The sequence below is a fragment of the Streptomyces filamentosus genome, from assembly GCF_014654895.1.
Lineage (GTDB): Bacteria > Actinomycetota > Actinomycetes > Streptomycetales > Streptomycetaceae > Streptomyces > Streptomyces filamentosus.
On sequence record NZ_BNBE01000001.1, the window covers coordinates 3,651,331 to 3,674,267 of the forward strand.

The window sequence follows — 22,937 nt, forward strand, 5'->3', positions numbered from 1 at the left end:
AAAGGTAACGGGTCTGGTCCAAGCTTGTCGGGCCGTTCACCGTTCCGTCGCCCCGCCGACCCGCCCGGGACACCCGCCGCCCCGAGCGTGGACGGCATGAAGGTGATCGTCGTAGGAGCCGGCGTGGTGGGCACCATGCACGCCTGGCAGGCAGTGGAACGCGGCCACGAGGTCGTACACATCGAGCGCGAGGCCGAGGCGCGCGGAGCCTCCCTGAGGAACTTCGGCCAGATCTGGGTCAGCGGACGCGCGGGCGGCGAGGAACTCGACACCGCCCTGCGCGCCCGCGAGCTCTGGGAGGGCATCGGCGCCCGCGTCCCCGGCCTCGGCTTCCGGGCCATCGGCTCCCTCACCCCCGTCCGGGGCGCGCTGGAGCTGGCCGTCGCCGAGGCCGCCGTCGCCCGCGACGACGCCGCCGCGCGCGGCTACGAGCTGCTCACCCCCGAGGAGGCCCGCGCGGTCAACCCGGCCCTGCGCGGAGCGTTCGACGCCGCCCTGTGGTGCGAGCGGGACGCCGCCGTCGAACCCCGCACCGCCCAGCTCGCCCTGCGCGAGGCGCTCCTCGCCACCGGCCGCTACACCTTCCTCCCGAACCGCGAGGTCCGCGAGGTCGTCGGCGAGCACGCCGTCCGCGACGACCACGGCGACCTGCACAGCGGCGACGCCGTCGTCCTGTGCACCGGCGCCTGGCTCTCCGGCCTCGTCCGCGAGGTCGCGGGGCCGGTACCGGTCCGCCGCGTCCGCCTCCAGATGATGCAGACCGCCCCGCTCGGCGAGCCGCTGACGACCTCCGTCGCCGACGCCGACTCCTTCCGCTACTACCCGGCCTACGCCTCCGGCGCGCTCGACGCGCTCGACGCCGGCCAGGCACAGGACCCCACGGCCGCCGCACACAAGATGCAGCTGCTCATGGTGCAGCGCCTCGACGGCGGACTGACCATCGGCGACACCCACGAGTACGAGCACCCCTTCGCCTTCGACACCGTCGAGGACCCCTACGAGCACCTCGTCCGCGTCGTCGAGTCCCTGCTCGGCCGCCCGCTGCCCGCGATCCGCCGCCGCTGGGCCGGCGTGTACGCGCAGTGCACGGACACCACCCGGGTCGTCCACCGCCAGCGGGTGCGGGACGGGGTCTGGCTCGTGACCGGACCCGGCGGCCGGGGCATGACCTGCTCGCCCGCCATCGCCGAGCAGACCGCGAACGAACTGGGCTGGTGACACACATGACCACGCAGAACACCCTCGGCCTCGTCGTCCTCGACATGGCCGGCACCACCGTCGCCGACGACGGCCTCGTCGAGCGCGCCTTCACGGCCGCCGCCGAACGCCTCGGCGAGGACCCGGCCACGATGATCGACCACGTCCGCGCCACCATGGGCGAGTCCAAGATCTCCGTCTTCCGCCACCTCCTCGGCGGCGACGAGACCCGCGCCCGGCAGGCCAACACGGCCTTCGAGGAGGCGTACGGCGAGCTGGTCTCCGAGGGCCTGATCGCCCCGGTCCCCGGCGCCGCCGAGACCGTCGCGGAACTCCGCGCCCAGGGCCGCACCGTCGTCCTCACCACCGGCTTCGCCCGCGTCACCCAGGACGCCGTCCTCGACGCCCTCGGCTGGCGGGACCTCGCCGACCTCACCCTCTGCCCGGCCGACGCCGGCGGCCGCGGCCGCCCGTACCCGGACATGGTCCTCGCCGCCCTCCTGCGCACCGGGGCCGTCGACGACGTGCGCGGGATCGCCGTCGCCGGCGACACCTCGTACGACATGCTCACCGGGGTCCGCTCCGGTGCCGGGCTCGTCGCCGGAGTCCTCACCGGCGCCCACGGCGAGGCCGCGCTCAAGGAGCACGGCGCCACCCACGTCCTCCCCTCGATCGCCGGACTCCCGGCGGCGATACGGGAGTACGAGTCGTGACCAGCGGCATCCGCTTCGACGGGGTCACCGTCCGGTACGGGGACACCACCGTCCTCGACGCGCTCACCCTCACCGTCGGCCCCGGCGAGGTGATGGCGCTCCTCGGCCCCTCCGGATCCGGCAAGACCACCGCCCTGCGGGCCGTCGCCGGCTTCGTCCAGCCCTCCGCCGGCCGCGTGCACATCGGCGAGCGGGACGTCACCGACCTCCCGCCGTACAAGCGGGGCATCGGCATGGTCGTCCAGCAGTACGCCCTCTTCCCGCACATGCGCGTCGACGAGAACGTGGCCTTCGGGCTCAAGGCCCGCAAGCACCCCAGGGCCGAGGTCCCCGGCCGGGTCGCCGAGGCCCTGGAGATGACCGGGATGGGCGCCTACGCGAAGCGCCACCCCCGCGAGCTGTCCGGCGGCCAGCAGCAGCGCGTCGCCATCGCCCGCGCCCTCGCCATCCGCCCCGACGTCCTCCTCCTCGACGAGCCGCTCTCCGCGCTCGACGCCCAGCTCCGCTCCGGGATGCTCGCCGAACTCGCCCGGCTGCACCGCGAACTCCCCGACGTCTCCCTCCTGTACGTCACCCACGACCAGGTCGAGGCGCTCACCCTCGCCGACCGGATCGCCGTCATGGACAAGGCGCGGCTCCAGGACTGCGGCACCCCGCAGGAGCTCTACCGGCGGCCCCGCACCGAGTTCACCGCCTCCTTCGTCGGCAACGCCAACCTGCTGCCCGTCCGGGTCGCCGCCGACGGCGTCGACTTCGCCGGCACCGCCCTGAAGGTCCCGGTCGACGGCGCGGCCCCCGGCGCCGCCGCCACCCTCTGCGTACGGCCCCACCTCGTCGGCCTCGGCGACGGCCCCAACGCCCTGCGCGGCCGGATCTCCGAGGTCCAGTGGCGGGGCGCCACCCACCGGCTGTACGTCGACGTCGGCGGCCACCGGGTCAAGGCGGACGTCCGCGAGCTGCGGGACACGCCGCCGCTGGGCCAGGAGATCACCCTGCACTTCGCGCCGGAGGACGCGGTGCTGCTGGCGGCGGGGGTGAACGATGGCTAGCGCCGGGGCCACCGCGCCGCCCGTGGCCGCGGCGGCCCGCCGCCCCCGGAGCCGTACCGTCCCCACCTGGGTCTGGGCCCTGCCGCCCGTCGCCGTCCTCGGGTTCGTCTTCCTCTACCCGCTGGGCCTCGTCGTCCAGGAGTCGCTGGCGCCCGGCGCGTACGCCGACGTCCTCGCCTCCGCGTCCTTCCGGGACGCGCTCGTCACCACCGTGTGGCTCGCCGCCGGCGCCACCGTCGGCTGCCTCGTCCTCGGCTTCGCCCTCGCGCTGGTCGTCGCCTTCGTGCCCTTCCCCGGGGCGAGGGCGGTCTCCCGCTTCATCGACGTCTTCCTCTCCTTCCCGTCCTTCCTCATCACCCTCGCCCTGCTCTTCGTGTACGGCACGGTCGGCATGGCCAACGGGCTGTGGACGGGCGCCACCGGCGCCGCCGAGGGACCCTTCCACTTCCTCACCACCCCGTGGGGCGTGCTCCTCGCCGAGATCACCTACTTCACGCCCTTCGTGATGCGGCCGCTGCTCGCCGCCTTCTCCCAGCTGGACACCGCGCAGCTGGAGGCCGCGTCCTCCCTGGGCGCCCGGCCCGCGCGGATCGTGCGGCGGGTGATCCTCCCCGAGGCGCTGCCCGCGCTCGCGGCCGGCGGCAGCCTCGTCCTCGTCATGTGCCTCAACGAGTTCGGGATCGTCCTCTTCACCGGCGCCAAGGGCGTCACGACCCTCCCGATGCTCGTCTACTCCAAGGCCATCCTCGAATCCGACTACGCCGCGGCCTGCGTCGTCGCCGTCGTCAACGTCGCGATCTCCGTGGGCCTCTACGCCGTCTACCGGGTGGTGAGCCGTCGTGCTGGTGCATAGCCGCGGCGGACGGTGGGCGTCCTGGCTCGCCTTCGCGGTCCTCTTCGTGCCGCTCTTCGCCGTCCCCCTCCTCGTCATCGTCGCCGCGTCCTTCTCCACCCACTGGTCCGGCGCCTTCCCGTCCGGACCGACCGCCGAGCACTACACGGCGGCCGTCCGCGGCGAGTCCCTCCAGGCCCTGACGACCAGCCTCGTCACCGCGGCCGCCGCCAGCCTCCTCGCCCTCACCCTCGGCACCTGGGCCGCCCTCACCGCCGCCTCGCTGCGCGGCCGGGGCCGCCGGATCCTGGACGCGCTCTTCGTGCTGCCGCTCGCCGTGCCGTCGGTGGTGGTCGGCCTCGCCGTCCTGGTGGCCTTCTCCCGGCCGCCGCTGCTCCTCAACGGCACCCGCTGGATCGTGATCCTGGCCCACACGGTCCTGGTCACGGCCTTCGCCCACCAGTCGGTCTCGGCGGCGGTCCGCCGCCTCGACCCGGTGTACGAGCAGGCGGCGGCCGGACTCGGCGCCCGCCCCTCGTACGTCCTGCTCCGGGTGAGGCTGCCCCTGCTGCTGCCCTCCCTGGGCGCCGCCGCCGGGCTCTGCTTCGCCCTGTCCATGGGGGAGCTGAGCGCCACGATGATGCTCTACCCGCCGGACTGGATGCCGCTGCCGGTGCTGGTCTTCACCGCCACCGACCGCGGGTCCCTCTTCACCGGATCGGCGCTCGCCGTGGTCCTCATGGCCACGACCCTGCTGGTCCTGCTCGCCGTCTCCCGCATCCGCACCCGAGCCTCGTACCGCTAGGAGAAGAACGACGTCATGCTTACGCACGCCAAGCCGGTCGCCGCCGTCACCGGCGCCCTCGTCCTCGCCGCCTCCCTCACCGCCTGCGGCGGCTCCTCCGCCGCCTCCGACGAGAAGGTCGTCACCGTCTACAGCGCCGACGGCCTCAAGGGCGAGAAGGGCGACGGCTGGTACGACAAGGTCTTCGCCGACTTCGAGAAGGAGACCGGCATCAAGGTGAAGTACGTGGAGGGCGGCTCCGGGGAGATGGTCCAGCGGGCCCTCCGCGAGAAGTCCAACACGCAGGCCGACGTGATCGTCACCCTCCCGCCCTTCATCCAGCAGGCCGGTTCCAAGGGCCTCCTCCAGAAGTACGCGCCGAAGGGCGCCGACCAGGTCGACGGTGCGGACAAGGCCGCCGACGGCTCCTGGACCTCCGTCGTCAACAACTACTTCGGCTTCATCCACAACAAGAAGGAGCTGCCCGCCTCCCCCGGCACCTGGGAGGCCCTCCTCGACGAGAAGTACGAGGACAGGCTCCAGTACTCCACCCCCGGCGTCGCCGGCGACGGCACCGCCGTCCTCATCAAGGCCATGCACGACTTCGGCGGCCAGGCGCCCGCCCTGGAGTACCTGAAGAAGCTCCAGGCCAACAACGTCGGCCCGTCCTCCTCCACCTCCAAGCTCGCCCCCAAGGTCGACAAGGGCGAACTCCTCGTCGCCAACGGCGACGTGCAGATGAACTTCGCCCAGGCCAAGTCCATGCCGAACCTCGCCATCTGGTTCCCCGCCAAGGAGGGCGGCAAGCCCACCACCTTCGCCCTGCCCTACGCGGCCGGCCTCGTCGACGAGGCCCCGCACGCCGAGAACGGCAGGAAGCTCCTCGACTTCATGCTGAGCGAGGGCGCCCAGCGCGAGGTCAGCGCCGTCGGCGGAGGCTTCCCCGCCCGCAAGGACGTCAAGGCCACCGACGCCAACGCCATCGAGCTGGCGAAACTGATCGAGGGCGTCGAGATCTTCGAGCCGGACTGGGCCGACATCGACGAGAACCTGTCGTCCTACGTGGACGCGTGGAAGTCCGCCACCGGCAGCTGAGAGTTCACCGCACGTCCCTCGACCCCCTCCGCAGATAGCGGAAAGATAACGGGTACGGACCGACGCCCCTGGGAAACCAGGGGCGTCGCTGTGCGCAACCGCCCCCTTTCCCCCTCTCGTGGAGGCTCCGACATGCCGCTCCCCGGCATCTCCCGACGTACCGTGCTCGCCGCCGCGGGCGCCGGCACCGCCCTCGCCGCCGCCGGACTCGCCACCGCCCCCGCCGCCCTCGCGGCGACCCCTCCGACGCTCCCGAACGGCACCAGCGCCGACAAGGTCCTCGTCGTCGGCATGGACGGCCTGCGCCACGACCGCATCGACGCCGCGAACGCCCCCGTCCTCAAGTCCCTGATGGCGAAGGGCACCTACGGCCGCTCCCTGCTCTACGCCGACCCGATGGCCGCCACCTCCTCCGGCCCCGGCTGGTCGACGATCTCCACCGGCGTCTGGCCCGACAAGCACGGCGTCAAGGACAACACCTTCACCGGCAAGAACTACGCCAAGTACCCCGGCTTCCTCGCCCGGCTGAACCAGGTCCGCCCCGGCCTCTCGCTCTTCGCCGCCGTCGACTGGCCCGAGCTCGACACCCACGGCACGGTCACCCCCGGCGCCGACGCGAAGCTCGTCTACGACAACGACTACGTCGTCAACGACGCCCTCATCACCGACCTCACCGAGCAGGTCCTGCGCGACCAGAACCCCGACGTCCTCTTCGTCTACTTCGGCGAGACCGACGAGATCGGCCACAACCACGGGGCCGCCAGCCAGAAGTACCTCGACGCCATCGCCGTCCAGGACGGGCAGCTCGGCCGCCTCCTCGGCGCGATCGAGGCCCGCCCCACCCGCGCCGCCGAACGCTGGACCATCATCGTCACCACCGACCACGGCCACACCGACGCCGGCGGCCACGGCGGCTCCAGCGTCGAGGAGCGCCGCACCTTCGTCCTCGCGCAGGGCCCCGGCATCGCCGCCGGCGCCCGCCCCGTCGACACCCGGCTCGTCGACGTCGCCCCCACCGTCTTCCGCCAGCTCGGCATCGTCCCCGACCCGTCCTGGGGCCTCGACGGCAAGCCGATCCAGGACCGCTCCACCGACCCCTTCGACGCCCTGTACGGCTCGCTGGGCGGCCGGGTCGACGAGACCGGCATCCCCGCCGGCGTCCTCGGCTTCACCCACACCCCGCCGAGCGGCTGGTCCGTCGTCGACAACGCCATGGGCACCGGAGGCGTCGCCGAATGGCGCGGCTGGTCCTTCGCCACCGACGAGTTCTGGTCCCGCTCCCAGCGCGACCAGTGGCGCGAGCTCAACGTCCGCGCCCGGGGCGTCTTCGCCGTCGCCGACTCCGACGAGTGGGCGGACAAGTCCTCCTCCGGCGCGTACGACACGACCCTCGTCACCCCGGCGTACGCGGTCGCCGGCGCCGCCCGCGTCACCCTCGGATTCACCACCCTCTACCGCCAGGAGGGCTCCCAGACGGCCCAGGTGCTCGCCTCCTTCAACGGCGGCACCCCGACCCTCGTCAAGAGCTACACCTCCGACGTGATCTCCCAGCCCCAGTCCCTCTCCGTCGCGGTCCCCGCCGGCGCCTCGAACGTCAGCTTCCGCTTCCGCTACACCGGCTCCAACAACTGGTACTGGACGATCGACGGGGTCACCGTGACCACTTCCTGACCTACGCTGGGGGCGTCGCCACAGCGCTGTCGCGTCGCCCCCAGCACACGCACGACTTGTACGGCAGGAGTCCCGCACCCATGGCAGAGCGCAAGCCGATCGAATCCTGGCTCACCGACATGGACGGCGTCCTCATCCACGAGGGCGTCCCGATCCCCGGCGCCGAGGCGTTCATCAGGAAGCTGCGGGAGACCGGGAAGCCCTTCCTGGTCCTCACCAACAACTCGATCTACACCGCGCGCGACCTGCACGCCCGCCTCCTCCGCATGGGCCTCGACGTGCCCGTGGAGAACATCTGGACCTCGGCGCTCGCCACCGCGAAGTTCCTCGACGACCAGCGCCCCGGCGGCACCGCGTACGTCATCGGCGAGGCGGGCCTCACCACCGCCCTCCACGACATCGGCTACGTCCTCACCGACCACGACCCCGACTACGTGGTCCTCGGAGAGACCCGGACGTACTCCTTCGAGGCGATGACCAAGGCCGTCCGGCTCATCAACAACGGCGCCCGCTTCATCTGCACCAACCCCGACGAGACCGGCCCCTCCCTGGAGGGCCCGCTGCCCGCCACCGGCTCCGTCGCCGCCCTCATCACCAAGGCCACCGGCAAGGACCCGTACTTCGCGGGCAAGCCCAACCCGCTGATGATGCGCACCGGGCTCAACGCGATCGGCGCCCACTCCGAGTCCAGCGCGATGATCGGCGACCGGATGGACACCGACATCCTGGCCGGGCTGGAGGCGGGCATGCAGACCTTCCTCGTCCTCACCGGCCTGACCACCGAGCGGGAGATCGACCGCTTCCCGTTCCGCCCCTCCAAGGTCGTGAAGTCGATCGCGGACCTCGTCGACCGGATCTGACCCGCCCGGGCCGCCGCCCCTGCGGATGCGAAAACCCCCGGACCGGGTGACCCTGCCAGTATCAGGAGGTCACCATGCGTTCAGGTCCCATCGCTCTCCGTGCCGCAGGGGCGGCCCTGGCTCTGCTGCTGGCGCCCGCCGCCGGCACCGCCCTCGCCCACGACGGAGTCCAGGCCACCGTCACCCCGTCCACCACCGCACCCGACACCGACGTGGACATCCGGGTCCAGGGTTGCGGGGGCACCACCGGCGCCGCCAAGTCCCAGGCGTTCACCGCGGACTCCGAGCTCACCGGCCGCGACGGCGGCTACCCCCTCTCCGGCGCGGCCCGCATCCGCCCCGGCCTGGAGGACGGCACGTACCGGGTCAGCGTCACCTGCGACGGCCACGACCACCATGACGTCGGCACCGTCCACGTCAAGCACCACCAGCAGCCCACCCACCGCCCGGTCCCGGTCGCCCCGGTCCGCGCGGGCGGCGGCGGCACCGCGGCCTTCGCGGCCCCCGCCGCGCCCGGCGTCGCCCAGACGGCGAGCGCCGACGGGCTCGGCACCCCGTACACCCTGCTCGGCCTCGGCATGGCCGCCGTCGCCGCCGTCGCGGTCGCCTTCCGCAGCTCCCGCCGCCGGCGCGCGCAGTAGCGTGGCCGCGTCGAGCCGCCCGGTCACGGGCGTGGCCTGGGCGGTCCTGCTCCTCGGCCTCTGGCTCTGGGGCCGGGAGGACGCCCTGGGGCCCGGCGGCAGCTCGGCCCCCACGCACGGCGACATCGCGGCGGTCGGCCGCCCCCTGGGCGTGGACCTGCCGCCGTCCCGCGCGCCGCTGCCCGGCGGGGCGAGCCCCCGCCGGGTCGAGATCCCCGCCCTCGGCATCGACGCCCCCGTCGTCCCCCGGGGCCTCGACGCCGACGGGGCGGTCGACCCGCCGCCGTACGAGATGCCGCAGACGGTCGGCTGGTACGGCCCCGGCACCACGCCCGGCGCGGCGGGCCCCGCCCTCCTCGTCGGCCACGTCGACACCGAGACCCGGCCCGCCGTCTTCTACGGCCTCAGCTCCGCCCGCCCCGGCGAGACCGTCCGCGTCACCCGGACGGACGGATCCGTCGCCGTCTTCACCGTCGACGACGTCCGGGTCGTCCCCCGCGACGGCTTCGACCCCCGAGCGGTCTACGGCCCCCGCGACCCCGCCCGCGCCGAACTCCGCCTCATCACCTGCGGCGGCACCTTCGACCGCGCCTCCGGCCTCTACACCGCGAACGTCGTCGTCTCGGCCTACCTGACCTCGACGGAGTAACCCTCCCCCGAGGCCCGACGCGGGGGCCGCCGCCGCCGTTCCGTTGCGGACGGTCGTTCCGCAGGGGCGGCGCCCACCCCCGGTCCCGGGCCCACGCGGATGCGGCGCTGCCGCCGCCGTTCCGTTGCGGGCGGGCGCTCGGCCGGTGCTGGGCGCTGCCACCGCCGTTCCGTTGTGGGCAGTCGTTCCGCTGGGGCGGAACGGGTGGGCACAACGGAACGGCACCCTTCGCGGGTGCCTCCGCTTACGTGCCTGGACCCGCACCACAAGTGCGCCGCGCACCGGGTGCGGGTCCAGGCCCGGAAAGCCTCGGCCCGGCTACGGGCGCCGTCCCTGTGCCCACCCGTCCCGCCCTGCGGGACACCTGCCCACAGGGACGACGGCGACAGCCCCGCAGGGGCGACGGGCGCGGGCGCAGCCCGTGCGGGGACAGCGGGCGCAGCCCGCAGGGGGCGACGGGCACGCGGGCGCAACCCGCACCACGCAACAGGCGCGGGCGGCAGCACGTGCGGGACGGCGGGCGCGGCCCGCGCCGTGCAAGGGGCGCGGGCGCGAGCCCGGTGGGGCGCATGGTCGTGGGGACGGCGGCGGCGGGGCGTGCCTCGCGTCGTGCAGGGGGGTGCCGTGTCACGATGGTGACGACTCCGCCACCCCGCACGCGCCCGAGGGTCCGTATGCCCGCACGCACGCCCACCGCCCTCGCCGCACTCCTCACGCTCGTCACCGTCACCGTCACCGCCTGCGCCGCCCCCGCCGGCCCCGGCGCTCCCGGCCCGGCCCCCGCGGCCGACGCACCCTTCTGGGTGAATCCGGACGGGAAGGCCGCGCGGGCGGTCGCCGCGCACCGTGCGGCGGGCCGGACCGCGGAGGCCGCGCTGCTGGAGCGGATCGCGAGCCGCCCGGCCGCCGAGTGGATCCGCCCCGACCGCCCGGAGGCGGAGGCGCGGGAGATCACCCAGGCGGCGGCGAAGGCGGGCCGGGCCGCGCTGCTGGTCCTCTACGACATCCCGAACCGGGACTGCGGCCTGCACTCGGCGGGCGGCGCGCCGGACGGGGCGGCGTACCGCGTCTGGGTGGACGCCGTGGCCCGGGGGATCGGCGACCGCCGGGCGACGGTGGTCCTGGAGCCGGACGCGGTGATGCACGTGGTCGACGGCTGCACCGCCGAGCAGCACCACGGCGAGCGGTACGCCCTGCTCAAGGCCGCGGTCGAGCGCCTGAAGCGGCAGCCGGGGGTCACCGTCCACCTGGACGCGGGCAACGCCGGCTGGACCGCGCCGGAGAACCTCGCGGAGCCCCTGCGGCAGGCCGGGATCGCGGCGGCCGACGGCTTCGCGGTGAACGTCTCGAACTTCCGCACGACGAAGGAGAGCGTGGCGTACGGGCGCCGGCTCTCCGCCCTGGTCGGCGGCAAGCCCTTCGTCGTCGACACCAGCCGGAACGGGAACGGCCCATACACGGCGGGCGACCCCGCGGAGAACTGGTGCAACCCGCCGGGCCGCGCGCTCGGCGAGCCGCCGACCCTGCGGACGGGCGACCCGCTGGTCCGCGCCTACCTGTGGATCAAGCGGCCCGGCGAGTCGGACGGGGAGTGCAGGGGCGGCCCGAGGGCGGGGGAGTGGTTCGACGCCTACGCCCTGGAACTGGCCCGAAACGCACGGTAGTTGACGTACGGCAAGAGGAAAGCCCCTCGCTTTCGCGAGGGGCTTTCCCTGTCGGTGCGCCGCCAGGGACTCGAACCCCGGACCCGCTGATTAAGAGTCAGCTGCTCTAACCAACTGAGCTAGCGGCGCCTGCTGACAGGGATAACTCTACCCGACCTCCAGGGGTGCTCCTGACCAACGGCGATCGTCTCCGGCCTGTCGGATGGTCGTATCAGGCCGTTGATCCGTCAAAATGCGTTTTGTCCGGACAGTTGAGAAACTGACGCCCGAAACGAGGCCCGAAAAGATCTTGACGAGTGTGGAGGGGAATCGCATGAGCGTGCCGGTCTTCGAGGAAATCGAACCCGCGCCCGACTGCGGCTGCCAGGGCTGTGCCCGGCAGCGGCGCGACCTCGCGCTGGGCCTGCCGGTCCGTGCGGGCGGCCACCCGGCGGCGCACGGCGCCCGCCGGGCCCTGGTCCTGGTGACGGCGGCGGGCGCGGTCCTGGGCGGCGGCGGGGCGACCGGCGTCGCCACCGCCCTCACCCCCCGGGCCCCCGTCACCCCGGCGGACGCGGCGGGCGCGGCCGAGGCCGCCCTCGCCTCCGACACCCCGCAGGGCGGCCGCGCCCCCCTGCACGGCCCGCCGGGCGCCCCGGCGGAGGGCGCCCCCCTCCCCGGCGCCGTCCCGACGACCAGTCAGATCTCGGTGGAGTCGCTGCGGCGGACGACCCGCACGGAGATCATCAACCGGGCGAAGACGTGGGTCTCGGCCCAGGTGCCGTACTCGATGGAGAAGTACTGGTCGGACGGCTACCGGCAGGACTGCTCCGGCTACATCTCCATGGCCTGGAACCTGCGCAGCAACGAGTGGACCGGCAGCCTCGACCGCTTCGCCGTCCGCATCGACCGGGCCGAGCTCCAGCCCGGCGACATCCTGCTCTTCCACAACCCGGCCAGCCCGACCCGGGGCTCGCACGTGACGATCTTCGGCGGCTGGACGGACTACACCCACACGTCCTACATCGCGTACGAGCAGACCAAGCCGCGCACCCGGAAGCAGGCCACGCCGATGGCCTACTGGGAGAACTCCGGCCGCTACCTGGCCTACCGCTACAAGGGCCTGGTCAGCGGCAGCACCGGCGCCGGCGCGACGCCCACGGAGGCCGCGTACCCGGGCGGAACCAAGTTCGGCCCCGGCGCGAACAACGCGTACGTCACCCGGCTCGGCCGGATGCTGGTCGAGCGCGGCGCCCGCTCCTACTACGCCCAGGGGCCCGGCCCGAAGTGGGGCGAGGCCGACCGCAGGGCGACCCGGGCGTTCCAGCTCGCGCAGGGCTGGAAGGGCACGGAGGCGGACGGACTGCCGGGCCCGCACACCTGGCGGCTCCTCGTCTCGGGCGGGGGGCGGGACATCGGCGGTTCGAGTGGTTCGAGCGGTCCGAGCACAGATGCGACGGGGTTTCCCGGGCGTGGCTCCTTCCGTCCGGGCCAATCCAACGCATATGTGGAGAAGCTGGGCAAACAACTGGTGAAGCGGGGCTTCGGCAAGCACTACCTGTCGGGACCCGGTCCGCGCTGGACGGAGGCGGACCGCCGCAACGTCGAGGCGTTCCAGCGGGCACAGGGCTGGCGCGGCGCAGCGGCCGACGGCTACCCGGGCCCGGAGACCTGGCGGCGTTTGTTCCGATGAACCCGAGAGCAAGAGGTGGACCCGAATGACGGCAGCGACCCCGAACGACTCCGGCGCGGCGGCCTCGCGCGACGCGGCGCGCACGGCCCGCCGCCTCACCGACGGCACCCTCCCCCGCCGTCCCCCCAGCACCCCGCCCCTGGAACCCTCACCCTCACCGGCTCCCTCCCCGTCCCCGGCGGCGGGCGGGCTGGTGCTCGGGGTTCCGGCGGCGGCGACGGAACCGTCGACCGGGCCGGTCCCGGAGCGGACTCCGGAGCCGGCGCAGGAGCAGGCCCCGAAGCCCCAGGCCCCTGCCCTGATCCCGACCCCGGAGCCCCTCCGGCTCCGGGCCCCGGAGCCGCCCCCGGCCCCGGCACGGGCCTCGGCCCAGGCCCAGGCTCCGGCTCCGGCACGGGCCTCGGCCCAAGCTCCGGCCTCGGCTCCGGCGCGAGCCCCGGGTCCGGCCCCCGCCCCGGCCGTCCGGGTGTCCCTCACCCGTACGACCCCGAGGGTGCGCCGGACTCCCACCCCGGCCCCGGCTCCCGCCCCCGCTTCCGCCCCGGTCTCGCCGGCCCGTACGTCCCCGAGGGGGCGCCGGGCCCCGGTGGCGGAGCCCGTACCGGTCGCTCCCTCGGCGGTCGGGCACGCAGCCCTGCCGCGTACCGGAGCCGGTCTGAGACCCCTCGCCGCACCCCCCGCATCCCCCGTGCCCCCCACATCCCCCGGGCCCACCACGTCCTCCGCATCCCCTGCACCCCCCGCGCCCACCACGTCCTCCGCACCCCCCGCCTCCGGCAGCTCCGACCTGCCGGAGGTGCCGGACCTGCCCGTGGGGGCGCAGGGCGTCGGGGTGTTCAAGGAGGAGCGGGACGTGCTCGACTTCGGGCGGATCACGAAGGGGCGGGTGGCGTCCGTCGCGCCGCCCGTCGCGGCCGTGGGGCGGCTGCCCCGGCGGAAGAACCTCATCGGGACGGAGACCACCGGCTCGATCCCCGTCCACCTCCTCTTCCGCGAGGACGCGGCCAGGCCCCCCGCCGCCCCCGGCGCCCCCGCGGACAAGGACCCCGGCCCCGACACCGTGTCCATGGCCCCGCCCACGGGCCGGACGCCCGCGCGGGACACGTCCAGGGACGCGTCCCGCACGGTGATCCCGCGGCCCGCCGGCGCGCACGCCAAGGCGGCCGGGTCCGCGCGGCCCGCACCGACGGCCGATCCGGGGATCGTGGAGCGGGCCGCCCGGGTGCTGCCGGGCTGGGTCGGCGTGGCGGGCGGGCTGCTGGCGCTCGCCGGGTGCGCGGCCGTCGTGTGGTGGGCGGGCGCCCTGCCCGCCGGGGCCGCGCGGATGCTGCGGCTGCCCCCGCGTCCATACCACGGGATCCACCTCGCGCAGTGGGGGGCGCTCGCCCTCGGCGTGCTGGCGCTGCTGTTCGCGGTGGGCGGGCTCGGGCGCGGCCGGGTCGGCTACGCCTGGGTCCTGACGCTGTTCGGCGAGTACCGGGGGACGGTCCGCCGGACCGGTCTGGTCTGGGCGAGTCCGCTGCTGCTGCGCCGCCGGGTGGACGTGCGGCTGCGGCACTGGCGCAGCGAGCCGCTGCCGGCGGTGGACGCGAAGGGGACCGCGCTGGACGTGACGGTCCTGGTGGTGTGGCGGGTCCGGGACACGGTCCGGGCGGCGCTCGCCGTGGACGACCACGAGGACTACCTGCGGGAGCAGGTGGAGGCGGCGATGGCGCGGGTGCTGTCGCAGCTGCCGGCGGACGCGTTCCACGAGGACGCGCCGACGCTGCGGGACGCGGAGGCGGTCGGGGAGGCGCTGACCCGGATGCTGTCGGCGGAGTGCGCGCCGGTCGGCCTCGACGTGTTCTCGGCGCAGCCGACCCGGATCGAGTACGCCCCCGAGGTCGCGGAGGCGATGCGCCGGCGGCGGATCGCGGCGATCGACGCTAAGCACCGGGACAGCGTCCTGACGTCGGTGGTGGACGCGGTGGACGACGTGGTCCACCGGCTGACCAGTCGTGGTCTGGTCGAGCTGGACGACTACGAGCGGAAGGCGCTGGTGAAGGACCTGACGGTGGCGTTCTACACGGGCCGAGGGGGTCCGGGGGAGGGGGCGTGACCCGGCTTCCGGTTCCGCCCGGACCGCTCTGCCGTTGGTATGGACATGTTCAACTCTCGTCCCTACCTTGGTACTTGGTCTAGACCTAGAACAGCCCCTTCCGCACCCACGCGTACGCACACGCACCACGCGTACGCATACGCACCACACGCACGCGCGCGGCACGACCCATGGGCACCACGGAACTCCCCCACGTTCTCCCTGGAGCGACAGCATGCGCAAGAAGACAGGGCTGGCCGCCGTGGCGCTGGGCGTCACGGCCGCCTCGCTCTTCGCGACCAGCACCGCGAACAGCCACGGCTACACCGACTCGCCGATCAGCCGCCAGAAGCTCTGTGCCAACGGCACGGTCGCCAACTGCGGCGACATCAAGTGGGAGCCGCAGTCCGTCGAGGGCCCCAAGGGCTTCCCGACCGGCGGCCCCGCCGACGGCACGCTCTGCGCGGGCGGCAACTCCCGCTTCGCGCAGCTCGACGACCCGCGCGGCGGCGCCTGGCCGGCGACCCAGGTCACGGCCGGGCAGAGCTACACCTTCCGGTGGCAGTTCACCGCCCGCCACGCGACGACGAACTTCCGCTACTACATCACCAAGCAGGGCTGGGACCCGAACCAGAAGCTCACCCGGGCCGCCCTCGACCCGCAGCCCTTCCTCACCGTCCCCTACAACAACCAGCAGCCGCCGTCGACGCTCTCGCACTCCGGGACCATCCCGGCGGGCAAGACGGGCCGCCACCTGATCCTGGCGGTGTGGACCATCGCGGACACCGGCAACGCCTTCTACGCCTGCTCGGACGTTAAGTTCTGACGCTGCGTCAGTTACAGTCCGCCGCATGACGGACACGACACGGGCGGGCGCGGTCGGCGCGGACACCGTCGCGGAACTCGTACGACGCCGGTGGGGCGACCACCGGACCGGGCTGAGGGACGAGCACCACACCCTCAGCCACCACGGGGCCACCGCCGGCGCCGCCGCGCGGGCCGCCCTGCTCGTGGACCTCATGCCACCCCGGCCGGGGAGCGAGCCGCACCTCGGCCTGCTGCTCGACAACACGCCGGAGTACCCGCTCTGGCTCGGCGCGGCGGCCCTCGCGGGGGCCGCCGTCGCCGGCGTCAACCCCACCCGTCGCGGCGCCGAACTCGCCCGCGACATCACCCACACCGCCTGCCGGGTCCTCGTCACCCAGCGCGCCCACCTGCCGCTCCTCGACGGCCTGCCGCTGCCGGGGGTGCGCGTCCTGGTCACCGACACCGAGGCGTACGGAGAGCTCCTCGCGCCCTACGCGGACGCCCGCCCCGGCGACGCCGTCCTCGGTCCCGTGACCCCCGCCACCCGCTACCTCCTCACCTTCACCTCCGGCTCCACCGGCGCCCCCAAGGCCGCGCTCCGCAGCCAGGGCGCGGTGGCCGCCGCCGGCGCCTCCCTCGCCCGCGCCTTCTCCACCGGCCCGGACGACACCCACTACGTCTGCATGCCGATGTTCCACGGCAACGCCGTCATCGCCGACTGGGCGCCCGCCCTCGCCGCCGGTGCCCAGGTCGCGCTGCGGGCCCGCTTCTCCGCCTCCCGCTTCCTCCCCGACGTCCGCCGCTTCGGCGCCACCTACTTCACCTACGTCGGCCGGGCCGTGCAGTACCTCCTTGCCACCCCGCCCGGCCCGCACGACCGCGACCACCGGCTCCGCCTCGGCTTCGGCACCGAGGCGGGCGCGGCCGACGCGGCCCGCTTCCGCGAGCGCTTCGGAGTGCCGCTCGTCGAGGGGTACGGCTCCTCCGAGGGCGGCGCGTCCGTCCAGCGCACCCCCGACACCCCGCCCGGCGCGATCGGCCGCGCCGCGCCCGGCGACGACCTGGCCGTCGTCGACCCCGAGACCCTGCGCGCCTGCCCCCCGGCCCGCTTCTCGCCCGCCGGCCGGCTCCTCAACGGCGACGAGGCCATCGGCGAACTCGTCAACCGCGGCGGCACCGGCACCTTCGAGGGCTACTGGCGCAACCCGGACGCGGAGGCCGCCCGCCGCCGCGGCGGCTGGTACTGGACCGGCGACCTCTTCTACCGGGACGAGGCCGGCTTCCTCTACTTCGCCGGCCGCACCGACGACCGCCTCCGCGTCGACAGCGAGAACCTCGCCGCCGCCATGATCGAGGCGATCCTCGCCCGCTGGGACCGCGCCGCGGGCGTCGCCGTCTACGCGATACCCGACCCGGTGGCGGGCGACCAGGTCATGGCCGCCCTCGCGCTGCGCCCCGGCACCGCCTTCGACCCGGTCGCCTTCGCGGCCTTCCTCGCCGCCCAGCCCGACCTGGGCACCAAGATGCCCCCGCGCTTCGTCCGGGTCACCCCCGCCCTCCCCCTCACCGCCACCAACAAGATCCACCGCGCCGCCCTGCGCCGCGACTCCTTCCTCTGCCCCGACCCCGTCTGGTGGCGTCCGACCCCCGGCGCCCCCTACGAACCCCTCGCCGAACCCGCCCTCACGGCCCTCCGCGCGCAGTACGCCGACCACGGCCGCGCGCCGGCGTGACCCGGAGGACGCGGCTCAGCCCAGGTGCTCGGTGAAGAACGCCGCCGCGTCGGCCCCGGCCCGCACCCGGGCCGTCGGGTCGGCCGGCTCGTCCGCGAAGAAGTCGTCGTGCCGGACCGCCGGGCCCACCGAGACGCCGTCCGCCGTCGGCACGTGCTCCAGGTAGGGGCGGATGTCGAGGTCGTACGGGCAGATGTCGTCCGCCCCGGCCCAGCGGACGCCCACCGGCACCCGGATCCCGGCCAGGCTCTCCGGCGTGACCAGCCGGCCCATCCCCGGCGCCACCTGGAAGACGGCCCGCACCCGGGAGTCGGTCAGGTCGGCCCCGGCCGCGGCGGGCAGCGGCTCGCCCGGCCGCTTCGCCCGCAGCGCCTCCAGGAGGCCGGGGAACTCGGGAACCGCCGGCAGCGGCACCTCCTCCGCCAGCACCGCCTCCAGGACGCCGGTGTCGAGCCGGGCGCCGGCCGTCGCCGCCCCCGTGTAGCCGCCGGCGGAGAACCCGGCGACGCCGACCGGCCCGAGGGGCCCCTCCGCGCCGAGCGCGCCGAGCACGAAGGACACGTCCCGGGGCCGCTCCCACACGTGGACGAAGCCCTCGGGCTCGTAGCCGTCGACGTGGTTGTTGCCGTGGTGGTCGAGGGCGACGGCGCGGAAGCCGGCCGCCCGCAGCGGGGCCGCCAGCCAGCCCATGTCGGCACCCGACCCGCCCGTCCCGTGCGAGACCACGACGGTCCCGGCGGCGGGCCCCTCGGGCTCCCACACGTACACCCGCACCGGGCGCGGCCGCCCCGGCTCCCGCCAGTTCTCGCGCGACCCGTCGAACAGCACCCGTGAGGAGGGCACGACGCCCCCGGTCATCGTCATGGCCGCATCGTAGGGTCCGGCCGGACCGGGCCCGGCCCGGCAGGGGACGAGGCGGCCGGGGCGCGCCGGGGCGGTGCGGGCCGGGGGTGGGGCCGGCCCCACCCCCGGCCCGCCCTCCTGCCCCATGGTCCGGGTGCGGCGCGGGCGCCTACGGTGGGCGGTCATGGAAGCCCGTGACGTGTGGCAGGCGGTGGTGCTCCGGCCCCGCCGGTACCCCTTCGGCGGATGGCCCTGGAGGGCCGGGGGGTACCTGGCGAGCGGGGTGGTGGCGGGGGCGGTGGCCTGTGCCGTGCTCCTCGTGCTGCTGGTGGCCTCGCTGCTGGTGGCGGGGATCCCGCTGCTGCTGTTCGGCGGGGTCGCCCTCGGGGGGCCCGAGCGGCTGCGGCTGCGGCTGGTGGACCGGCGGCCCGCGCCCGATCCGCACCGGGTGCCGGGGGAGCCGGGGCTCGGTGCGTGGGTGCGGGTGCGGGCCGGGGAGGGCGCGACGTGGCGGGAGCTCGCGTACGGGCTGCTGCTCGCGACCGTGCTGTGGCCGCTCGACGCCCTCGTGCTCGCCGTCGCCCTCGGGGTGCCGGGCGCACTGCTGGCCGCGCCGGTGCTGCTCGCCGCCGACGGGCACGAGACGAAGGTCCTCAAGACGGTCCTGGTCACCTCCTACCCGCCCGCCCTCGCCGCCGCCCTGCTCGGCGCGCTGCTCCTCGTCGCCCTCGCGTACCCCCTCGGGCTGTACGCGGCGTGCCGGGGCGCGCTCGCCCGGACGCTCCTCTCGCCGAGCCCGCCGGACGGGCTCGGCGAGGTCATCGCCTCCCGGGCGCGGCTGGTGGACGCCTTCGAGGCCGAGCGCCGCCGGATCGAGCGGGACCTCCACGACGGCGCCCAGCACCGGCTGGTCGCCCTCACCATGACGCTGGGCCTGGCCCGGCTGGACGCCCCGCCGGACGGGCCGCTGGCGGAGCGGCTCGCGCGGGCGCAGGAGGAGGCGGGGCAGGTCCTCGCCGAGCTGCGCGAGCTGATCCACGGCATCCACCCGCAGGTCCTCGCCGACTACGGCCTCGGCCCGGCCCTCGCGGACGCCGCCGACCGCACGGCCGTCCCGGTGGACACGGACCTCGCCGGGCTGCCCCGGCTGCCGGCGGCCGTGGAGAGCGCCGCGTACTTCACGGGCCGCGAGGCGCTCGCCAACGCCGACCGGCACAGCGGCGCCTCCCGGGCCCGGCTCGCCGCCCGGCACGACGGCCGGGTCCTCGTCCTCACCGTGGAGGACGACGGGCGCGGCGGCGCCGATCCGGCCCGGGGCTCCGGGCTCACCGGTCTCGCCGACCGGCTCGCCGTCCTCGATGGCACACTGACGGTCACCAGCCCGCCGGGCGGGCCGACGGTCCTACGAGTGGAGATCCCGTGCCGCGTCAGCTCCGCGTCGTCCTCGCCGAGGACGGCGTCCTCCTCCGCGAGGGACTGATCGGGCTGCTGGCCCGGTTCGGGCACGAGGTGGTGGCGGCGGTCGGCGACGCGGAGGCGCTGCGCGCGGCGGTCGCCGCCCACGAACCGGACGTGGTCCTCACCGACGTGCGGATGCCGCCGGGCTTCCAGGACGAGGGACTGCGGGCGGCCGTCGCCCTGCGCGCCGAGCGGCCGGGGCTGCCGGTCCTCGTCCTCAGCCAGTACGTGCAGCGGGACTACGCGGCCGACCTCCTCGACTCGGGCGACGGCAGCGGCGTCGGCTATCTGCTCAAGGACCGGGTGGGGCAGGTGGAGGAGTTCGTGGACGCCCTGGACCGGGTCGCGGCCGGCGGCACGGTCGTCGACCCGGAGGTCGTGCGGCAGCTGCTGCGCCGCCGCCGCGATCCGCTGGCCGCGCTGACCCCGCGCGAGCGGGAGGTCCTGGCGCTGGTCGCGGAGGGGCACTCGAACGGCGAGGTGGCGCGGCGGCTCGTCGTCACCGAGGCCGCCGTCGGCAAGCACATCGGCAACATCCTGGCCAAGCTGGACCTGCCCCCGGCGGAGGACACCCACCGCCGGGTCCTCGCCGTCCTCGCCTACCTCCAGGCGTGAGGGACCCGAGCCGGTCCCGGGCGCCGGGATCCGGCCACCGGGACCCCGGGCGCGACGGTCCCGGGCAAGCAGAAGAGGCCCCTCGCTTTCGCGAGGAGCCTCTTCCTGTCGGTGCGCCGCCAGGGACTCGAACCCCGGACCCGCTGATTAAGAGTCAGCTGCTCTAACCAACTGAGCTAGCGGCGCCTGCTGACAGAGAAAATACTACCTGGTCCCGGGGGGTGCTCGTGACCACCCCGCCGGGGCCCTGCTCCGTACGGGTTCAGATCGCCAGCGAGAGCACCACCGGGGCCGCCCGCCGGTTCAGCGTGTCGGCGGCCGAGCGGAGCCGGTGCGCGTGCTCGATGGGGAGCGAGAGCGCCAGGCAGCCCACGGCGGAGCCGGCGGTCAGCGGGACCGCTGCGCAGACCGTGCCGACCGCGTACTCCTGGAGGTCGAGGACCGGGACGGTGGCCGGCTGGCTGTCCAGCTTGGAGAACAGCACCTTCTCGTTGGTGATCGTCCGGGAGGTCAGCCGGGCGATCTTGTGCCGGGAGAGGTGGTCGCGGCGGCCGTCGAGGTCGAGCTGGGTGAGCAGGCACTTGCCGACCGCGCTGGCGTGCGCGGCGGAGCGGAAGTCCACCCACTCGTGGACCTTGGGCGTGCGCGGGCCGTCGGCGAACTGGGTGATCTTCACCTCGCCGTCGATGTACCGGCTGATGTAGACGGCCGCGCCGACGGAGTCGCGCAGTTCGGTGAGCGTCTCCTGGAGCTTGGCCTCCAGGGCTTCCCGGCGGGTCGAGCCGGAGCCGAGGAGGACCAGGGAGTCCCCGATGACGTAGGCGCCGTCGGAGACCTGCTCGACGTACCCCTCGCGCCGGAGCATGAGGAGCAGCGACGCCAGGTGGGCGACGGGCAGGCCGGTCTCCCGCGCGATCTGGGCGTCCGACACCCCGCCGCCGTGGCGCGAGACCGTCTCGAGGACGCGCAGGGCGTATTGCACCGAGTGGAACGGCGCGGTGGGCTCGGGCTTCAGCGCCACGGTTTCCCCCTACCAGGTTGTGACCGCAAGCTTCCGTACCACGATAGCCGCCAAACCCCCTCAACGGGGCGGCTGTTGGCGAGAATGATGCGGAGGGACCCGCCCCTGTACTGGGACGCACCACTCTGGCATATGCCAAGGGCATTCCTGCGGGGAAGAGCCTCAGGTCAGAGCGGTGCGCACCCCTGTTCGAGAGGGGGTTCCGTTTAAGGAGAAACCAAGATTTTCCCCGGAGAAGCGGACCCGGAATCCCTCCCTCCGCTGGCTGGAATGTGACCCCAGCCACCCGGAGCGCGCCGTTCGCCCCGGAATAACCGTTCCCGCACCCCGGTTGCCGCTCCGTTGGACCCATTCGCACGGAGGAAGGACCGGACGGTGAGCGAGACCGGCACCCAGGCAGACGCAGGCACGGCGGACGAGGACGCCGTACGGGGAAGGGCCCGGGGCTCGGCACCCGTACCGCTCTCCGTCCTGGACCTGGTGACCGTGGGCAGCGGCTCCACCGCGAGCAGGTCCCTCGCCACCAGCGTCGCGATCAGCCGGCTCGCCGAGCGGCGCGGCTACCACCGCCACTGGGTGGCCGAGCACCACTCGATGCCCGGGGTCGCCTCCTCCTCCCCGGCGGTGATCCTCGCCCACCTCGCCGCCCACACCAGCCGCATCCGCCTCGGCTCCGGCGGCGTGATGCTCCCCAACCACGCCCCGCTGGTGATCGCCGAGCAGTTCGGCACCCTGGAGGCGCTCGCCCCGGGCCGGATCGACCTCGGCCTCGGCCGCGCGCCCGGCACCGACGGCGCCACCGCCGCCGCCCTGCGCCGCACCGACCGGTTGAACGAGGGCGCCGACGACTTCCCCGAGCAGCTCTCGGAGCTGACCCGCTTCCTCGACGACTCCTTCCCGGACGGGCACCCGTACGCCCGGATCCACGCCGTGCCCGGCCCGGTGCAGGGGCCGAAGGGCCGCCCGCCGGTCTGGCTGCTCGGCTCCTCCGGCTTCAGCGCCCGGCTCGCCGGCCTGCTCGGCCTGCCGTTCGCCTTCGCCCACCACTTCTCGGCCCGCAACACGATCCCGGCCCTCGACCTCTACCGGCAGTCCTTCCGCCCCTCCGAGGTCCTGTCCGAGCCCTACGCCCTGATCGGCGTGGCCGCCCTCGCCGCCGACGAGGACGCGGAGGCCCGCCGCCAGGTGCTCACGGGCGCCGTCTCGATGCTGCGGCTGCGCACCGGCCGGCCCGGACTCGTCCCCACGCCCGAGGAGGCGGAGGCGGCGGAGCGCGGATTCTCCCCGGCCGAGCGGGAGTTCGTGGGGGACTGGCTCGGGAACATCGTCCACGGCACGCCGGACGAGGTCCGCACCGGGCTCGACGGGCTCCAGAAGCGCACCGGCGCCGACGAGCTGATGATCACCGCCAACGCGCACGGCGGGGGGGCCCGGCTGCGGAGCTACGAACTGATCGCCGACGCCTACGGGTTGCCCGAGGCGGAGCCCCCGGCGAACTGAATCCCTGATTCCGGCGGGGGGATGGTTCATCGCCGAACCATCCCGCCGGCTTCCCT

Annotated in this window: 19 protein-coding genes, 2 tRNA genes and 1 pseudogene; 18 read left to right on the forward strand and 4 right to left on the reverse strand. The window is 74.7% G+C overall.

What is annotated here, in order from left to right:
- Positions 1-96: 96 nt before the first annotated feature.
- The 11 genes from IE326_RS16510 to IE326_RS16555 all read left to right on the forward strand — a co-directional run bounded on the left by IE326_RS16510 (position 97) and on the right by IE326_RS16555 (position 11,155).
- Positions 97-1,218: a TIGR03364 family FAD-dependent oxidoreductase gene (locus tag IE326_RS16510; protein WP_190041885.1), complete on the forward strand. Its 1,122-nt coding sequence runs from the start codon at positions 97-99 to the stop codon at positions 1,216-1,218.
- 5 nt (positions 1,219-1,223) lie between these two features.
- On the forward strand, positions 1,224-1,910 hold the full coding sequence (locus tag IE326_RS16515; protein ID WP_190041886.1) for a phosphonatase-like hydrolase: 687 nt from the start codon (positions 1,224-1,226) through the stop codon (positions 1,908-1,910).
- Positions 1,907-2,959 (forward strand): ABC transporter ATP-binding protein, encoded by a 1,053-nt coding sequence (locus IE326_RS16520; RefSeq protein ID WP_190041887.1) that lies wholly within the window; start codon positions 1,907-1,909, stop codon positions 2,957-2,959. Before IE326_RS16515 ends, IE326_RS16520 begins: the two co-directional genes overlap by 4 nt.
- Positions 2,952-3,812, forward strand: a complete 861-nt coding sequence (locus tag IE326_RS16525; protein ID WP_190041888.1) for a 2-aminoethylphosphonate ABC transporter permease subunit — start codon at positions 2,952-2,954, stop codon at positions 3,810-3,812. Before IE326_RS16520 ends, IE326_RS16525 begins: the two co-directional genes overlap by 8 nt.
- Positions 3,799-4,596: an ABC transporter permease gene (locus IE326_RS16530; protein ID WP_150228351.1), complete on the forward strand. Its 798-nt coding sequence runs from the start codon at positions 3,799-3,801 to the stop codon at positions 4,594-4,596. The genes IE326_RS16525 and IE326_RS16530 overlap by 14 nt, the downstream gene beginning before the upstream one ends.
- Positions 4,597-4,611: 15 nt before the next feature.
- Entirely contained in the window at positions 4,612-5,670 is a 1,059-nt protein-coding gene (locus IE326_RS16535; RefSeq protein ID WP_150228350.1) for a 2-aminoethylphosphonate ABC transporter substrate-binding protein, read from the forward strand.
- Between the two features lie 132 nt (positions 5,671-5,802).
- Positions 5,803-7,341: an alkaline phosphatase family protein gene (locus IE326_RS16540; protein WP_190041889.1), complete on the forward strand. Its 1,539-nt coding sequence runs from the start codon at positions 5,803-5,805 to the stop codon at positions 7,339-7,341.
- Between the two features lie 80 nt (positions 7,342-7,421).
- A complete protein-coding gene (locus IE326_RS16545; RefSeq protein WP_150228348.1) occupies positions 7,422-8,201 on the forward strand; it encodes an HAD-IIA family hydrolase in 780 nt (259 codons plus the stop codon).
- Positions 8,202-8,275: 74 nt separating this feature from the next.
- Positions 8,276-8,842: a hypothetical protein gene (locus tag IE326_RS40660; RefSeq protein WP_229915364.1), complete on the forward strand. Its 567-nt coding sequence runs from the start codon at positions 8,276-8,278 to the stop codon at positions 8,840-8,842.
- A 1-nt stretch (position 8,843) separates the two neighbouring features.
- Positions 8,844-9,491 carry a class F sortase gene (locus IE326_RS16550; RefSeq protein ID WP_150228346.1) on the forward strand — a complete coding sequence of 216 codons (648 nt, stop codon included), beginning with the start codon at positions 8,844-8,846 and terminating at the stop codon, positions 9,489-9,491.
- A 674-nt stretch (positions 9,492-10,165) separates the two neighbouring features.
- Positions 10,166-11,155, forward strand: a complete 990-nt coding sequence (locus IE326_RS16555) for a glycoside hydrolase family 6 protein (RefSeq protein ID WP_190041891.1) — start codon at positions 10,166-10,168, stop codon at positions 11,153-11,155.
- A 55-nt stretch (positions 11,156-11,210) separates the two neighbouring features.
- Here the strand turns inward: IE326_RS16555 and IE326_RS16560 are convergent.
- Positions 11,211-11,284, reverse strand: a tRNA-Lys gene (locus IE326_RS16560).
- Between the two features lie 184 nt (positions 11,285-11,468).
- Between IE326_RS16560 and IE326_RS16565 the strand changes: the two genes are divergently transcribed.
- The 4 genes and pseudogenes from IE326_RS16565 to IE326_RS16580 all read left to right on the forward strand — a co-directional run bounded on the left by IE326_RS16565 (position 11,469) and on the right by IE326_RS16580 (position 17,444).
- Positions 11,469-12,827, forward strand: a complete 1,359-nt coding sequence (locus tag IE326_RS16565; RefSeq protein ID WP_150228344.1) for a peptidoglycan-binding protein — start codon at positions 11,469-11,471, stop codon at positions 12,825-12,827.
- A 931-nt stretch (positions 12,828-13,758) separates the two neighbouring features.
- Positions 13,759-14,925 (forward strand): annotated as a pseudogene (locus tag IE326_RS42020) (SPFH domain-containing protein); the annotation flags it as partial.
- Positions 14,926-15,139: 214 nt separating this feature from the next.
- The gene (locus tag IE326_RS16575) at positions 15,140-15,730 is read left to right on the forward strand and encodes a lytic polysaccharide monooxygenase auxiliary activity family 9 protein (RefSeq protein WP_190041893.1); all 591 of its coding nucleotides are present in this window, start codon (positions 15,140-15,142) and stop codon (positions 15,728-15,730) included.
- 25 nt (positions 15,731-15,755) lie between these two features.
- The gene (locus IE326_RS16580) at positions 15,756-17,444 is read left to right on the forward strand and encodes an AMP-binding protein (RefSeq protein ID WP_150228341.1); all 1,689 of its coding nucleotides are present in this window, start codon (positions 15,756-15,758) and stop codon (positions 17,442-17,444) included.
- A gap of 15 nt (positions 17,445-17,459) precedes the next feature.
- On the opposite strand, the gene IE326_RS16585 is transcribed toward IE326_RS16580, so the two are convergent.
- Positions 17,460-18,308 (reverse strand): alpha/beta hydrolase family protein, encoded by an 849-nt coding sequence (locus tag IE326_RS16585; protein ID WP_229915366.1) that lies wholly within the window; start codon positions 18,306-18,308, stop codon positions 17,460-17,462.
- A 163-nt stretch (positions 18,309-18,471) separates the two neighbouring features.
- Between IE326_RS16585 and IE326_RS16590 the strand changes: the two genes are divergently transcribed.
- Positions 18,472-19,767, forward strand: coding sequence for a sensor histidine kinase (locus tag IE326_RS16590; RefSeq protein WP_190041894.1), 1,296 nt, complete (start codon positions 18,472-18,474; stop codon positions 19,765-19,767).
- Positions 19,707-20,360, forward strand: a complete 654-nt coding sequence (locus IE326_RS16595; protein WP_150228339.1) for a response regulator — start codon at positions 19,707-19,709, stop codon at positions 20,358-20,360. Before IE326_RS16590 ends, IE326_RS16595 begins: the two co-directional genes overlap by 61 nt.
- A 112-nt stretch (positions 20,361-20,472) precedes the next feature.
- Here the strand turns inward: IE326_RS16595 and IE326_RS16600 are convergent.
- Positions 20,473-20,546 (reverse strand) — tRNA-Lys (locus IE326_RS16600).
- A gap of 76 nt (positions 20,547-20,622) precedes the next feature.
- Positions 20,623-21,381, reverse strand: coding sequence for an IclR family transcriptional regulator (locus tag IE326_RS16605; RefSeq protein WP_030759304.1), 759 nt, complete (start codon positions 21,379-21,381; stop codon positions 20,623-20,625).
- A 375-nt stretch (positions 21,382-21,756) separates the two neighbouring features.
- Between IE326_RS16605 and IE326_RS16610 the strand changes: the two genes are divergently transcribed.
- Positions 21,757-22,881 carry an LLM class flavin-dependent oxidoreductase gene (locus IE326_RS16610; protein WP_190041895.1) on the forward strand — a complete coding sequence of 375 codons (1,125 nt, stop codon included), beginning with the start codon at positions 21,757-21,759 and terminating at the stop codon, positions 22,879-22,881.
- Positions 22,882-22,937 lie beyond the last annotated feature (56 nt).

Bases quoted from the DNA above. Each gene is read 5' to 3' on its own strand.
- IE326_RS16580 (WP_150228341.1), top strand. From the start codon at position 15,756: ATGACGGACACGACACGGGCGGGCGCGGTCGGCGCGGACACCGTCGCG.
- IE326_RS16575 (WP_190041893.1), top strand. From the start codon at position 15,140: ATGCGCAAGAAGACAGGGCTGGCCGCCGTGGCGCTGGGCGTCACGGCC.
- IE326_RS16535 (WP_150228350.1), top strand. From the start codon at position 4,612: ATGCTTACGCACGCCAAGCCGGTCGCCGCCGTCACCGGCGCCCTCGTC.
- IE326_RS16525 (WP_190041888.1), top strand. From the start codon at position 2,952: ATGGCTAGCGCCGGGGCCACCGCGCCGCCCGTGGCCGCGGCGGCCCGC.
- IE326_RS16590 (WP_190041894.1), top strand. From the start codon at position 18,472: ATGGAAGCCCGTGACGTGTGGCAGGCGGTGGTGCTCCGGCCCCGCCGG.
- IE326_RS16510 (WP_190041885.1), top strand. From the start codon at position 97: ATGAAGGTGATCGTCGTAGGAGCCGGCGTGGTGGGCACCATGCACGCC.
- IE326_RS16555 (WP_190041891.1), top strand. From the start codon at position 10,166: ATGCCCGCACGCACGCCCACCGCCCTCGCCGCACTCCTCACGCTCGTC.
- IE326_RS16545 (WP_150228348.1), top strand. From the start codon at position 7,422: ATGGCAGAGCGCAAGCCGATCGAATCCTGGCTCACCGACATGGACGGC.
- IE326_RS16540 (WP_190041889.1), top strand. From the start codon at position 5,803: ATGCCGCTCCCCGGCATCTCCCGACGTACCGTGCTCGCCGCCGCGGGC.
- IE326_RS16565 (WP_150228344.1), top strand. From the start codon at position 11,469: ATGAGCGTGCCGGTCTTCGAGGAAATCGAACCCGCGCCCGACTGCGGC.
- IE326_RS16585 (WP_229915366.1), bottom strand. From the start codon at position 18,308: ATGACGATGACCGGGGGCGTCGTGCCCTCCTCACGGGTGCTGTTCGAC.
- IE326_RS40660 (WP_229915364.1), top strand. From the start codon at position 8,276: ATGCGTTCAGGTCCCATCGCTCTCCGTGCCGCAGGGGCGGCCCTGGCT.
- IE326_RS16515 (WP_190041886.1), top strand. From the start codon at position 1,224: ATGACCACGCAGAACACCCTCGGCCTCGTCGTCCTCGACATGGCCGGC.